The sequence below is a fragment of the Gemmatimonas sp. genome, from assembly GCF_021298855.1.
In the GTDB taxonomy this organism is placed as follows: Bacteria; Gemmatimonadota; Gemmatimonadetes; order Gemmatimonadales; family Gemmatimonadaceae; genus Gemmatimonas.
In genome coordinates this window covers 1-14,196 of sequence record NZ_JAJTHI010000016.1, presented here as the reverse complement: position 1 = coordinate 14,196, position 14,196 = coordinate 1, and the positions used below count along the sequence as shown (strand labels likewise).

8 protein-coding genes are annotated in these 14,196 nt (G+C 68.7%); 5 read left to right on the top strand and 3 right to left on the bottom strand.

The genetic code is table 11. The features are described from left to right. Positions 1 to 169: 169 nt before the first annotated feature. Both LW840_RS06530 and LW840_RS06525 read left to right on the top strand, forming a co-directional pair. A complete protein-coding gene (locus LW840_RS06530; RefSeq protein ID WP_291266884.1) occupies positions 170 to 3,166 on the top strand; it encodes an amidohydrolase family protein in 2,997 nt (998 codons plus the stop codon). 11 nt (positions 3,167 to 3,177) lie between these two features. After that, positions 3,178 to 4,587: an amidohydrolase family protein gene (locus LW840_RS06525; RefSeq protein ID WP_291276663.1), complete on the top strand. Its 1,410-nt coding sequence runs from the start codon at positions 3,178 to 3,180 to the stop codon at positions 4,585 to 4,587. A gap of 117 nt (positions 4,588 to 4,704) precedes the next feature. On the opposite strand, the gene LW840_RS06520 is transcribed toward LW840_RS06525, so the two are convergent. After that, complete coding sequence (locus LW840_RS06520) at positions 4,705 to 6,450, bottom strand: alpha/beta hydrolase-fold protein (RefSeq protein WP_291276662.1); 1,746 nt, start codon at positions 6,448 to 6,450, stop codon at positions 4,705 to 4,707. Between the two features lie 40 nt (positions 6,451 to 6,490). Then, entirely contained in the window at positions 6,491 to 8,872 is a 2,382-nt protein-coding gene (locus LW840_RS06515) for a DUF5916 domain-containing protein (RefSeq protein ID WP_291276661.1), read from the bottom strand. Between the two features lie 117 nt (positions 8,873 to 8,989). Between LW840_RS06515 and LW840_RS06510 the strand changes: the two genes are divergently transcribed. Further along, complete coding sequence (locus LW840_RS06510) at positions 8,990 to 10,279, top strand: M20/M25/M40 family metallo-hydrolase (protein WP_291276660.1); 1,290 nt, start codon at positions 8,990 to 8,992, stop codon at positions 10,277 to 10,279. Between the two features lie 124 nt (positions 10,280 to 10,403). Then, positions 10,404 to 12,485 (top strand): S9 family peptidase, encoded by a 2,082-nt coding sequence (locus LW840_RS06505; protein ID WP_291276659.1) that lies wholly within the window; start codon positions 10,404 to 10,406, stop codon positions 12,483 to 12,485. A gap of 57 nt (positions 12,486 to 12,542) precedes the next feature. Here LW840_RS06505 and LW840_RS06500 read toward each other — a convergent pair whose 3' ends face one another. Continuing rightward, the gene (locus tag LW840_RS06500) at positions 12,543 to 13,004 is read right to left on the bottom strand and encodes a RidA family protein (protein ID WP_291260581.1); all 462 of its coding nucleotides are present in this window, start codon (positions 13,002 to 13,004) and stop codon (positions 12,543 to 12,545) included. A 137-nt stretch (positions 13,005 to 13,141) separates the two neighbouring features. Here LW840_RS06500 and LW840_RS06495 point away from each other — a divergent pair. Beyond that, positions 13,142 to 14,196 (top strand): amidase family protein (locus LW840_RS06495; RefSeq protein WP_291276658.1); only part of this gene is annotated, 1,055 nt, incomplete at its 3' end.

Here is a 14,196-nt window from a genome sequence, read left to right as displayed (position 1 = left end):
GCCCCGAACGTCTGGCCCCCCTCAGCCGTTTGATATCGAGCGCCCCCGGCCGCATAGTTGGCCACCGGCCCGGTGCCCGTGCGCCGTCCGCGCGCCCGTCGCCGTGCTGCCTCACCATTCCTCCGCCACCGACGGCGTTCCCCTGCCGGCGCCGTCACGGGAGTCCTTCGTGAAAGTCGTCCGTTCCCTGTTGAGTCTGGCCGTCATGGCCGGCGGCACCCTTCAGGCCCAACAAGCCACCCGCACCGAACCGATCGCCGGCCTGCGCGCCAACGCGACCGGCTTCCATGCACTCGTCGGTGCCCGTGTGGTCACCGCTCCGGGCCAGGTTCTCGACAACGCCACCATCGTGATCCGCAATGGTGTCGTGGCGGCGGTGGGGGCCGGCATGGCCCCGCCGGCGGGCGCCCGGGTCTGGGAGCTCAAGGGGCTCACGGTGTACCCCGGGTTCGTCGACGCGCACGCTGACCTCGGCGGCGACACCCCGCCGCAGGGGGGCGACGTTGGCCCCACGCACTGGAATCCGCAGGTGCGCGCGTGGTTCAGCACCACGGCGAACCTCAAGGATGACACCACGCGCCGCACCGCGCTCCGCTCGCTCGGCTTCGGCGCGGCACTCGCCGTGCCGCGCCAGGGGCTCTTCCGCGGAACCGCCTCCGTCGTGCATCTCGGCGACGCCGGTGTGCGCGAGCGGGTGCTGCGCCCTGATCTCGCCCAAAGCATCGGCTTCTCGCGCTCCTTCGCGCTCGGCGGCACCTACCCCAACTCGAGCATGGGGACGATCGCCCTCATGAAGCAGACGCTGCTCGACGCGGAGTGGTACGGCCGCGCGTGGGGCGCCTACGAGACGAGCGGCCGCTCCATTCTGCCGCCCGAAACGAGCGAAGCGCTCGCGGCGCTCGGCAAGGCCGTGAAGGGACAGCAGCAGGTGGTCTTCCAGACCAACAACGAAGAGGAGTACCTGCGGGCGTTCAAGCTCGCGAGCGAGTACAAGCTCACGCCGTGGTTCCGCGGCAGCGGCCAGGAGTACCGTCTCGTTGACGTGCTCAAGGGACGCCCCCAGCCGCTGATCGTGCCGCTGAACTTCCCGGACGCGCCGAACGTGGCCAACCCGGAAGCGGCGAGCAACGTGTCGCTGGCCGACCTGCGGCACTGGTACCTCGCGCCCACCAACCCGGCGCAGCTGGCCGCGAATGCCATCCCATTCGCCATCACGGCCGACGGGTTGTCGTCGCTCAATCAGTTCTTCCCCAACCTGCGCGTGGCCGTGGCGCGCGGCCTCACGCCCGACAAGGCGCTCGCGGCCCTTACCACGGTCCCGGCGGGCTTCCTCGGGATCGAGAAGACGCACGGCACGATTTCCGTGGGCAAGGTGGCCAACCTCGTGGTGAGCGAGGGCGATCTCTTCACGGAGGAAGGCGCCATCCGTGACGTGTGGGTGCAGGGCACCCGCTACGGCGTCACCCGGGCCCCGCAGGTCGACCCGCGCGGCACGTGGACGATCGCGTCCGAGGATCAGGGCACCTTCCGCAGCGCCACGCTGCGCCTCGAGGGTCCGCTCAACCGTATCCGTGGCACGATCGAAATGCCGAGCCGCCGGCCGGTGAACCTCACCGGCGTGCGCATCATCGCCGAGACGGGCCGTCTGGAGGCAACGTTCAACGGCGAGCAGCTGGGCCTCGAGGGCTCGGTGCTGCTCTCCGGCTCGGTCCGTGGCGAGGAGTTCTTCGGCTGGATGTCGCTGCCCACGGGCACCGATGCCAACTACAAGGGCACGCGCACCGAGGCGTATCAGGGGCCCGCGCGCGGCGCCGTCGCGGTGAAGGTGCCGAAGATCGATCTGCCGTTCATTCGTCCGTCGATGGAGTACGGCCGGTCGGCACCGCCAGCGCAGCCGGCCGCCGTGCTGGTGCGCAACGCCACCGTGTGGACGTCGGGCCCGCAGGGGAAACTCGAGAATGCGGACCTGCTCGTGCAGGCGGGCAAGGTCGTACGCGTGGGCACGGGGCTGACCGCCCCCGCCGGGGCCACGGTGATCGACGCCACCGGCAAGCACGTCACGCCGGGGCTCATCGACCCGCACACGCATGGCGGCGTCACCGACATCAACGAGAGCGGGTTCGCGATCGTCCCCGAAGTGCAGATGGGCGACGTGGTCACGCACAACAACATCTGGTTCTATCGCCAGCTTGCCGGTGGCCTCACCACCACCATGATCAAGCACGGGTCCGCCAACCCCATCGGTGGCGAGAACGTGTTCGTGAAGACGCGTTGGGGCTCGCTCCCCGACGAATACAAGATTCAGGGCGCGCCGCGCACGGTGAAGTTCGCGCTGGGCGAGAACCCCAAGCGCAATCCCAATCGCTATCCCAACACGCGCATGGGCGTGCAGGAGATCATCCGCGACCACTTCATGGCCGCGCGTGATTACGAGAAGGAATGGAAGAGCTGGGAGAAGACGAAGACCGGCCTTCCCCCGCGCAAGGATCTGCGCATGGAGGCGTTGCTCGACATTCTCAACCGGAAGCTGCTCGTGTCGTCGCACGGCTATCGCGCCGACGAGTTCCTCGCGCTCATGCGCCTGACCGAGGAATTCGGGTTCAAGGTGCAGACGCTGCAGCACGGTGTGGAAGCGTACAAGATTGCCGACGAGCTGAAGAAGTCGGGGGTGGCCGCGGTGGTGTGGAGCGACTGGGGCGCATTCAAGATGGAAGCCTACGACGCGACCAGCTACAACGCGCGCCTGCTGCTGGAGGCCGGGGTGGTCACGTCGCTGCACTCCGACGACAACGAGATCTCCACGCGCATGAACTGGGAGGCGGGCAAGCTGCTGCGCAGCGGGGTCAGCGAGGTCGACGCGCTGCACACGGTCACGATCAACGCGGCCAAGGCGGTGGCGATCGACGGCCGCATCGGCTCGCTCGAGCCCGGCAAGGATGCCGACTTCGTGATCTGGAACGGCAACCCGCTGTCGCAGTTCACCAAGGCGGAGCAGACGTGGGTCGACGGCCGCAAGTACTTCTCGCTCGACGAGGACAAGGTGCTGCGTGACGAGGTGGCGAAGCAGCGGGCGCAGCTGGTGCAGGCCGTGATCGCCGCGAGCGCCACCGAGGCCCCGGCGGCCGGCGGCGCGCCGGCGCGCGGCCGCGGTCAGGGAGGTCGCTGAGCATGCATCCCATGACGACACACTTCACGAAGAACGCCGGGGCCCACACCATGTACACTGCTGCGCGCGTTGCGGCCCTCTCCGCCGCGCTGGTCGCGGGTGGGCTGCTCGCCACCGTCATCACGCCCCGGCTGGCCGAGGCGCAGGTCGTCATCCCCACGGCGGCGCAGAGCCAGCCGGTGGTGCTGCGCGGTGCGACCATTCACACCGTCACGAAGGGGGTCATCACCAATGGCACCCTCGTGATGGACCGCGGCAAGATCATCGCCATCGGCGGTCCTGAGGTGGCCGTGCCGCGTGGCGCGAAGGTGGTGGACTACACGGGCAAGCACATCTATCCCGGACTGATCGACGCGTACAGCACGGTGGGCATCTCCGAGATCGGTGCCGTCGACGTGTCCAACGACGTGACCGAACTCGGCGACTTCAACCCGAACGTGCGCGCCGAGGTGGCGGTGAATGCGGAGAGCCGGCACATCGGGACCACGCGCAATGCGGGGGTGCTGGTGGCTTTTGCCACGCCGGGCGGCGGGCTCATCTCCGGCCTGTCCAGTGCCATCTCGCTCGAAGGATGGACGTGGGAGGAGATGAGCATGAAGGGCGCGGCCGCACTCAACGTGAACTGGCCCGACCCCAACGCCCGGCCGCGGCGGTTCGGCGGCGGGCCGCCGCCGGGCATGGGGGGCCGCGCGCAGCCGGCACCCAAGACGTACGCCGAGCAGGTGGAGGAGATCCGCAACTTTTTCGGCGAGGCGCGCGCGTATCGTGACGCCATCACGGCGGGGCAGACCGTGCGCACCGATTCGCGCTACGCCGCCATGATTCCCGCGCTCAACGGCGAGATGCCGGTGGTGGTGGCAGCCGAGAATGCGTCGCAGATCAACGACGCCCTCACCTGGGCCAAGCAGGAAGGGGTGAAGCTGGTCATTCGCGGCGGACGTGACGCGGTGCAGGTGGCCGCGCGGCTCAAGGCGGAGAACGTGCCGGTAATCCTCACGTCGACCATGTCGGCGCCGGCGCGCAGCGACGACGGCTACGACGAGGCCTACGCCACCCCGGCCGCGCTCTTCAAGGCCGGGGTACGCTTCGCCATCGCCGGTGAGGGCAATGCCCTGTACAGCTATCGGCTGCCGTGGGATGCGGGCGTGGCCGTGGCGTTTGGCCTGCCCGAGGAGGAAGCGCTCAAGGCGGTGACCATCAATGCCGCCGAGTTCATGGGGGTGGCAGACAAGGTGGGATCCCTCGAGGTGGGCAAGGAGGCCACGCTGGTGATCACCACCGGGACGCCGCTGGACATGACGACCAACATCCTTCAGTCGTACATCCAGGGGCGTGAGATCGACATGAACGACATCCAGAAGCAGTTCTTCAAGAAGTATCTGGAGAAGATCAACCAGCAGAAGAAGAAGATCGCCAGCTGATATCGTGGTGCGCTTCTCCAGTCCCGTGCGGGAACTCGGCAGGGAGCGCATCGCCACATGGTGGCCGCGGCCAGCGTCAGCGGACCGGTTCCCCCTCCTCAGCCGTCGTTCGTGCGGCTAGGGGCGGGGGGCATGGCGCCGGACCTGCTCGGCCATGAGTCGCAGCAGCTCCTGGTTGCTCCACGGCTGCCAGCCGTGGGGCTTGAGCGGGCGGCCGTAGTCGAAGCGGCCGGCGTAGTATGGCCCCTTCCCCGGCTCCTTCGTGCTCTCGAGAAACGCTTCGAGCTTGTAGACGGCGAGGTTGAGGAAGTAGTTGTCCATGTCCCCCACGGCGACATGCAGCTTGCCCACCAGCTGCGGCCCCACGGTCGACCAGTGGCGCTCGAGGTAGTCGCGCAGATCGTAGCCTCTGGCGCGCATCGATTCGGCCACTCGGTGGTCGATGACCCCGGTGCCCTTGTCCCAGAGCGGTTGTGGATAGCCATCGGGGCCCACCGGCGCCCACGCCGCCTGCCAGCCGTCCCATTGGCCGCCTGAACGCCCCTTGCTGGCGATCACCGCCTCGGCGGCGTTCTCCTCGCGCATGGTGAGTTCGGTGAGTCCCTCCGGTGACCGGTTGGCGGGAATCTCGCGCGGCGGGAGCCAGGCGTTGTCACGCAGCACGTAGGCGTTGGCATCGGCGTACACGTTGCCGAGCTGGTAATGGCGAAAGTCCACCTGATCGGGATACAGCGACCAGGCACCCCCGAACACGCCCGGATAGTGAATCTGCAGCGCCAGGACATCCCACCCGCCGGTGGAGCCGCCGGTCAGCATGCGTGCGTAGGCACTGGGGATCGTGCGATAGCGACGGTCGATTTCGGGGATGAGCTCCTGCGTGATGGCGTCGCCGTAGGGGCCGTTGTTCGCGGAGTTGAGGACGTAGCTGTCGTCGTAGAACGGCGTGGGATGCTGGATGAACACCGCGATGAACTCCGGCACGCGGCCACTCGTCCAGGCCTGCTGGAATTCACACCCTGGTTCCCGGGCGCTGCGGGCCAGGCGGGCGGCGCGCGCCGTTGGTGTCTCGGGACGATCGCAGCCGTCGAAGGTGAAACCGAAGGGGGCGCGCTCGCTGAAGTGGCCCACGGTATACACCACCGGGTAGCGCTTACCGGTGTTCTCCGCGTAGCCCTTGGGGAGCAGCACCACGGCCCCCAGCGGCATGTCGTGATTCCAGAAGGCACTCACGCGCTTGGAGGTGATGCGGAACCGCTGCACCCACTCGGTATCGGCCAGTCTGGGGACGGGCGGCAGGGTGCGCTCGAGCGGCAGCTCGAGTTGCGAGGACGCATCGAGGCGCACCTTGCGGACCGCACTCACGTACGAGCCGGGGGCGTCGTTGAACCGCTGCCCCTCCCACTGATCCATGTGCGCCCAGATGGTGTGGCCGTCGGCGCGCGCAAACCTCGTGTACGGCAGCAGCAGCCCCGGCACGTAGTACTCGCCTGGCGGCAGCTGCCCCATCGACGCCACCGGGAATCCCGGTATGTCGGCCCCGAGGCGCACGCTCCGCCCGGGCGCCAGCTGCTCCACATCCACCCCGAAGAACGGTTCGCTGGTGCGGCGGGCGCCCGCCTGCAGGCGTGGCTCGGCGCGGTCGGTGCGCGCCACGAACACGAAGGCGCGCCCCGTGACCGGCGCGGCGCTACTCCCGGCCGGCAGCGTGAGCGTGACCGATTGCGCGGCGGCCCGCGACGACGGCGCGAGGACCAGCATCGAGGCCAATGTCGAGGCACGCACCGCTGACCGTACGGTGGGCAGCGCGGCGGGAAGGCGCCGGAATGCGCGGCGGCTGAGCAGGGCGGAGCAAAGGGGACGCATGCGCAGAAGATGCACCCGCGTTGCGGTTGCCGCCCGCAGACTATGGCGCCGAGTTCCGCACCCGGAAGAGATAGCTGAACTTCACGAAGGCACCGTCGCTGGTGCGCTCGATGTCGCCGGGACGCATGGTTTCGGACGCATCGACCGCCGTGCCGTAGCCGAAGAACACCACGGTGCCCGGACTCGGCAGATAGCTCACCAGCCAGTCGGCACGCCCGAGGAACGACTTGCGCGCCCTCTGCACCGTGAACGCGCCGGTGGAGGACCGGCGGAGGAGTGGCTGTTCGGTGCGCGGGTCGCGCAGCGCCGTGCGATCGCGCGATTCCACCTGACCAATGAAGCGCAGGAACAGCGCGCGGGAGAACTGATACTCGAGCCGCAACCGCGGCACGACCTGCGTGCTGAACACGGAGCCGTCACGTTCGCGCACGAACCGCTGATAACGCAGCAGCGCCCCCACGCGCACCTGCGAGGATGGACGCAGGTCCACCTGCGCCTCCACCTCGCGCCGGCGCACCGTGGACGTTTCGAAGAACTCCGGCTCGGTCCCCACGGTGGCGGTGAGACTGGCGCCCGCCTTGCGCCACTGCGGGGTGTTCACCGCCAGGGCCGTGTTGCTGGTGATCTGCGCGCTGTTGGGGGTGAAGCGCAGCGTATCGGCGCCGTTGCCGCCCAGGACGGCATAGCTGGCATAGCGCCGCGGGTCGAAGGCCACCCGCTGCAGGTCAGGGGTGACGCTCACCCGCCAGCCCCCGCGAATGGTCATGGAGTTGTCGACCGACACGCGCGACTCCAGGGGTGTATCTCGGCGGCCAATGCCCGCGTACGTCCAGAGCGAGCTCGCGCTGAGAAAATGCTGCCGCTGGTCCCACCAGCCTCCCTTGGCGCCGAACATGGTGAAACGCTGGTTGATCTGCGTGCGCACGAAGTCCACGCGGTTCACGAACCCGGTTTGCGTTTCGAAGTCGGGACTGAAGCCCTGCAGGTTGTAGCGGTAGCCGTAGCTGCGGCCCGTGCGGCCGTGACTCAACTCCCACAGCGATCCCGTGCGCGTGGTGCTGTCGCGGGTCATGCTGGCGGCGTAGCGCACGTCGGCACTGAACACCTTGGCGAATTGCAGGCGCATATCGACACCGGCCACCCGGTTGAATCGCGCGCCTTCGCTGCGGTCGGTGAAGACGATGCCGGCGGTGCTCTGTTCACCCAGGTCACGACGCAACCGCACGATATTGAAGCGCGGGCTCGTCTTGCCGTCGCTGCCGCTCGTGGGCGCGTCGATGGCCGACAGCAGCCCTACGTCGGTGCGCGGAATCTTGCCGGTCAGCTTGAGCGCGCCGAGCGGCTGCACGATGGCGCGCGTGTTGACGAGGCGGTTGGGGGCGTCGAACTGCTCGCTCCCTTCCACGAAGAAGGGGCGCAACTCGGGGAAGAAGAGCGCGAAGCGCACGTCGCCCGGAATCTGCCCCACGTCGGTTTCCACCTGGGAAAAGTCGGGGTTGGCGGTGGCGTTGACGGTGAAGTTGGAGGTGATCCCCCACCGCACGTCGCCGCCGAATTCCCCACGTGTGCCGTAGCGCCACGAGCCCGGCGTCGCGCCGGCGGCCGGGGTGCCGGTCGTGGAGGTGACCGAGGTGGGAGTCAGGTCGAGTACCAACCCGCGCTTCATGCCGGTGAGCCCGCGCAGGAACCCGCTCTGGGGCGTGAAGGCCTGCAAGGCGCGGGAGGTGGGCGCCCAGGTGTCCTGATACCCGGTGCGCTGCGTCTGCCGCACGACCTGTACGCCCCAGTCCTGCGTATTGCCCATCTGGTACCGGATGGACTTGAAGGGAATGCGCAGCTCGACCACGAAGCCGTCGTCGAGCAGCTGCCCCTTGGATTGCCACAGGTAGTCCTGCGACAGATCGACCGCCTGCAGTGAGGCGCGCGAGACACCCGGCCCGGCCGACACATCGCTGCGCATGCCATCGGCCTGCACCCCGTATGCGTTCACGGCGAAGACGAACGAGCGCCGCCGATCGAGGAAGGTGTCCAGGTGCAGCGCCACCCAGTCCTCACTGGCAATGCGGTCGCGCTCGGCCAGCGTGGCACGCACCGTGCCCGGCGGTGCCCAGGCGCGGATGCCCACATACAGGGCATCCTCCGCATACCAGAGGCGCACTTCGGTGTTGTCCTGCGCCGGACGCCCGTCCACCGGGCTGTACGAGGTGAAATCGGTGAGCACCGTGGCCTGCTTCCAGACCGGCTCCGACAGCGTGCCGTCGATCGTGACGGACTCCCGCAGCCGGGGCGCCTGTGCCGACAGCTCACGAGCCCGCCCCGAGAATGCGCGCGCGACCACCGGCGTGGGGTCCGGCACCGGCGCAGCGGGGGCGGTCGCGGGGCCGTTCAGTTGTTGGATCAGCGCCAGCAGGACCGGAAGCATTGTGGGATGTTAACGCCCGCCCGAACCCCAACGTTGCCGTTTGCCGCTTTTTGGAAGGCCAGCGACCCGTGGCCGGCCCTTGGACAGACGCCGCGCGGCACGTGCATGATCTGTCCCATGATCCGATTCCCTTCCGTTGCCGCGGGCGGCCTGGCGGCGGCCTCGTTCCTCATGGCTGACAGGCTGACGGCGCAAGGCACCGTGCCCACCTCGTCCCCCGTGCGGGTGGCCCCGGTGGAGGCCGCCTTGCGCGATCCTGGCGTGGCACGGGCGCTGGCGGCACTCGACGCCGGGGCACCGGCCATGGCCGCCGGGCTGGTGGTGCTGGGCGCCATCGAGTCGCCATCGGGGCGTGAGCACGAACGGGCCGCCGAGGTGGCGCGACGGCTGCGTGCCATGGGGATGCCGGAGGTCGAGCTGGACAGCCTCCCCAACGTGGTGGCGCGCATCCCCGGGCGATCGGGGCGCGCCATCGTGTTCGTCTCCACGCTCGACGATCTGGGGTCCATTCCGGCGCTGCAGCGCGCGGCCGGCAGACCGCCACGGGTGGAGGGCCACCGCGTGGTAGGACCGGGGACCAACACCTCGGCCACGACCGAGGCCATGCTGGCGGCAGCGCAGGCCTACCTGGCGACCGGGCGCCGGCCGCAGCACGACCTCGTCTTTGCCGCCGTGGCGCAGGAAGAAACCGGGCTCGTGGGCATGAAGGCGCTGTATGCCCGGTATCGCGCCTCGGCGCTGGCGTTTGTCGACATTCTGGGCGACGGGCGCTCCATCACCTACGGGGCGCTGGGCATTCACTGGTGGCGGGTGGTGGCGCGGGGCCCCGGCGGCCACTCGCTGGGGGGCGGCACTCCCAACGTGAACCAGGCCATCGGCCGGGCGGTCGATCGCATCCTGTCGCTGCCGCAGCCACCGGCGACGGACAATCCGCAGCGCACCATTCTCAACGTGGCCATGCTGCAGAGCGGCGCCGTGTTCAATCACAAGCCCGACAGCGGGTGGTTCTCGGTGGATATCCGCTCGCTCGACGCGGGCGTGATTGCCCGCAATGAGGCCGAGGTGCAGCGTATCGTCGCCGAGGTGGCGCGCGAGACGGGGCTGTCGCTGAGCATGCAGCCGGTGAGCCGCACGCCTGGTGGGCAGATCGCCGGCGCCGACACGACGTTGCTGGTGCGGGCCTCGACGGCCATTGCGCAGGCGCTGGGGCTGTCGCCGCGGCTGGGAAACGCCGGCTCCGCCAATCTCAACGTGGCGATCGGTGGCGGCACGCTGGCCATTGGCCTGGGCGGCGAACGCGGAGGCGCGCGCGGCCAGCCCGGCGAGTTCGCCGACATACCCGCCATGGTGCGGACCGCCAAGCACGTGCTGCTGTTGGCGGTGGTAATGGGCCACGCGGGACGCTGAGCGTCACCACCGAATCGCCGCCGCACACCGGTGGACGCACGACTGTATCGTTCCCGGACGATGCCGCCGGCACCACCGGCTGTGGCGTCCTCGTCGTGTACCAATCACTCCCCAGGGTATCCGCATGCGCCACCTCCGCGCGCTCGTCGCCGGACTGCTCACCGTCTCGCTCGCGTTCGCACCACGACCCGCTGCGGCGCAGCCGCGCACGCTGACTCCCGCCGACCTCTTCGACCTCGAATACGTCGCGGAACCGGCCATTTCGCCGGATGGCGAGTGGATCGTGTACGTGCGACGCTGGAGTGATCGCGCCACCGACCGCCGATACGGCAATCTCTGGATCGTGCGCAGCGATGGCACCGGACATCGGCCACTCACCACGGGACGCACCATTGAAAGCGCGCCCGTGTGGTCCCCTGACGGGTCACGCCTCGCGTTCGTCTCCACCCGCGGCGGGACGCCGCAGCTGTGGGTGCGATGGATGGATCGCGGCGATGAGCTGCCGCTCACGCACGGCGCGGAAGCGCCCAGTGCACCCGCGTGGTCGCCCGACGGGCGGCAGTTGGCCTTTCTGCAACTGGTGCGCACGCCGCCGTTGGTGATCGGCACGCCACTCACGCCGCCGCCGGGCGCCACGTGGGCCGCGCCGCCCAAGTACACCGACCGTCTCGTCTTTCGGCAGGATCAGATCGGCGAGCTGCCCACCGGCTTCGTGCATGCCTTCGTGATTCCCGCCGATGGCGGCACGCCACGGCAGATCACGCGCGGCGACTACCATCATGGTGGCAATGTGTACGGTGGCGGGGCCGTGACCTGGAGTGCCGATGGTGCGGAACTCGTCCTCGCCGCGCGCCGCGGCGACAATCCGGAGTGGAACGCGCGGGAGACGGATCTCTTCGCGTTCAACGTCACGAACGGCCAGATGCGACGCCTCACCGAGCGGTTCGGGCCCGATCAAAGCCCCGCCGTGTCTCCCGACGGCCGCTGGATCGCGTACACCAGCTTCGACGATCGCCGGCAGGGCTACCAGAACACGCAGTTGCATCTGATGGCACGCGACGGGTCAGGGATGCGTGTGCTGTCGGCGAAGCTCGATCGCAGCGTGTCGACGCCCGTGTGGAGCAGCGACGGACGGGCGATCTACGTGCAGGTGGACGACGAAGGCAATACCAAGGTGGCCCGATTCTCCCTGGAGGGGGATTTCGAATACGTCGCGCGAAACCTTGGCAGCGGCACCTCCGCCTACAGCGGCGGCAGCTTCTCGGTGGCGCGCGATGGCCGCCTGGTGGTCACGGCGAGCACGCCCTCCATGCCCAGCGAACTCGTGCTCGTCACACCGAGACCGGCGCGGGGCGGCACCACCGTTGCTCCGCGCACGCTCACCGCCATCAATCACGATGTGCTGAACGGCAAGACACTCGGCGCCGTGGAAGAGATCTGGTACACGTCGGCGAAGGACGGGCGCCGCGTGCAGGGATGGATCATCAAGCCGCCGGGGTTCGCGCCCGACCGCAAGTATCCCCTCATTCTCGAGATCCACGGCGGCCCCTTCGCGAACTATGGTGACCGTTTCGACGAAGAGAAACAGCTCATGGCGGCGGCCGGCTATGTGGTGCTGTATACCAATCCGCGCGGCAGCACGAGCTACGGTGAGGAGTTCGGCAATCTCATTCACCACGCCTATCCCGGTGATGATTTCGACGACCTCAACAGCGGCGTCGATGCCGTGATTGCCAAGGGGTATGTGGACCCGCAGCACCTCTTCGTGACCGGCGGCAGCGGCGGCGGTGTGCTCACGGCGTGGATGATCGGCCGCACCAATCGCTTCCGCGCGGCGCTGGCCTTCTATCCGGTCATCAACTGGGAGAGCTTCGTGCTGACCGCCGACATGTCGTCCATGGCGGTCAACAACTGGTTCCCCGGGTTCCCGTGGGACCACCCCGAGAACTATGCGAAACGGTCGCTCCTCTCCGTGGTGGAGCAGGTGCGGACCCCCACGCTCATCATGACCGGCGAAGAGGACTTCCGCACCCCGATGTCGGAGTCCGAGCAGTACTACAAGGCGCTCAAGATGCGGGGAGTGGAAACGGTACTGGTGCGAGTGCCCGACGAGCCACATGGCATTCGGCGGTATCCCAGCCACGAGGCCGCCAAGATCACCACGTTGGTGGGCTGGTTCGCGAAGCACCGCGCAACGGTGCCCTGAGCGCGTCGGCAGGCAACGGTGAGCGCCGCGCGGGTGCCCGGCGGCACCACGTGGCACTCACCGTCGCCGACGGCCGCTGCACTTCACCTCCACGAGTGCGGTCGGGCGCGGCAGCGCGGTCACCGCGAGCGTGGCGCGAGCCGGGGGATTGCTGGGGAAGAACTTCATGTACTCCGCGTTCATGGCCGCGTAATCGGCAATATCCTTGAGGTACACGGTGCACTCGGCCACATCGGCCATGCGTACGCCACCCGACTCCATCGCGACGCGGATGTTCTCCATGGTCTGGCGCGTCTGCGCCGCAATGCCTCCGTCCACGATGTTCTGCGTGCCAGGCGCAATGCCGGTCATGCCCGACACGAAGACCCATTCTCCGTCGCGAATGGCCACCGAGTAGGCCGGCACCAGGGGGGCCAACCCCGGCGGGTTGAGCACGACCCGTTCGGTTTGCGCAGCCACAGGGACCGCGAGACCCACCCACCCCGCCACCAGGACCGCACCAGCAACACGACGGAACATCGGACACACTCCGGAGAGGGGAAGCGCAACGCCGACTGCGGCGGCAACACGCCCCGAAGGTACCTCTCACGCCCGACGATGTCAGGCACCACAATACGGCAGCGTCGGCTGTTCGCGTCCCGCTCACCCGAGTTCCCATGCCCGCTGCTTTTGGTCTGGCCATTGCCGCCGTCCTGCTGTGCCTGTCCGCTGCGCCGCCGCTGGGGGCACAGTCGGTCGACCTCGATGCCGCCACCATTCAGCAGCTGTCGGCGGCCATGGACGCCGGTACGCTTACCAGTGAACGACTGGTGACGCTCAGTCTGGCGCGCCTCGCCGCCTACGACGACCAGGGGCCCCGACTCAACAGCGTGCTCACGCTGAACCGGAACGCCCTGGCGCAGGCACGGGCGCTCGACGCCGAACGCCGCACCACGGGGAAGCGCTCGCTGCTGCACGGCATTCCGGTGATTCTCAAGGACAACTACGACACCCGGGACCTGCCCACGACCGGTGGGTCGATCCTGCTCGAGGGGTCGGTGCCCCCCGACGACGCGTTTCTCGTGAAGAAGCTGCGCGACGCGGGGGCCGTGATTCTCGCCAAGGCCAACCTCTCGGAGTTCGCCTCCGGCAGCGCGTTCAGTTCGCTGGGGGGACAGACACGCAATCCGCACGATCCGCTGCGCACACCGTCGGGATCGTCGGGGGGCACGGGGGCCTCCATCGCGGCCGCGTTCGCGACGCTGGGCATGGGCACCGACACGGGCGGCTCCATTCGCGGACCGTCCACGGTGAATGGCATCGTGGGTCTCAAGCCGACGCTGGGTTTGTTGAGCCGCGACGGCATCATCCCGCTGGCACTCAGCTTCGACACCGGCGGGCCCATGGCGCGTCATGTGAGTGATGTCGCTGTGGCGCTGGACGTGCTCGCGGGTGCCGATGACGCCGATACGGTCACCTGGCGCAGTCGTGGCCGGACTGACAGTGGCTACGTGCGGCATCTGCGGGCCAACGCGCTGGCCGGTGCGCGCATTGGGGTGGCGCGTGACTTCCTGGGGCACGATGCCGAAGTGGACTGGGTGACCGACGCAGCGCTGGCCCGCATGCGGGCCGCCGGCGCGACCATCGTGGAGGTGCGGCTGCCACGATGGCTCATCGACGCCAAGGGGGACTTCTACAGCGCGGTGCGATACCCCGAGTTCGCCTCACAGAT

Excerpts from the sequence above, each read along its gene's own strand:
- LW840_RS06525 (WP_291276663.1), top strand. The coding sequence starts at position 3,178 with ATGACGACACACTTCACGAAGAACGCCGGGGCCCACACCATGTACACT.
- LW840_RS06520 (WP_291276662.1), bottom strand. The coding sequence starts at position 6,450 with ATGCGTCCCCTTTGCTCCGCCCTGCTCAGCCGCCGCGCATTCCGGCGC.
- LW840_RS06515 (WP_291276661.1), bottom strand. The coding sequence starts at position 8,872 with ATGCTTCCGGTCCTGCTGGCGCTGATCCAACAACTGAACGGCCCCGCG.
- LW840_RS06510 (WP_291276660.1), top strand. The coding sequence starts at position 8,990 with ATGATCCGATTCCCTTCCGTTGCCGCGGGCGGCCTGGCGGCGGCCTCG.
- LW840_RS06505 (WP_291276659.1), top strand. The coding sequence starts at position 10,404 with ATGCGCCACCTCCGCGCGCTCGTCGCCGGACTGCTCACCGTCTCGCTC.
- LW840_RS06500 (WP_291260581.1), bottom strand. The coding sequence starts at position 13,004 with ATGTTCCGTCGTGTTGCTGGTGCGGTCCTGGTGGCGGGGTGGGTGGGT.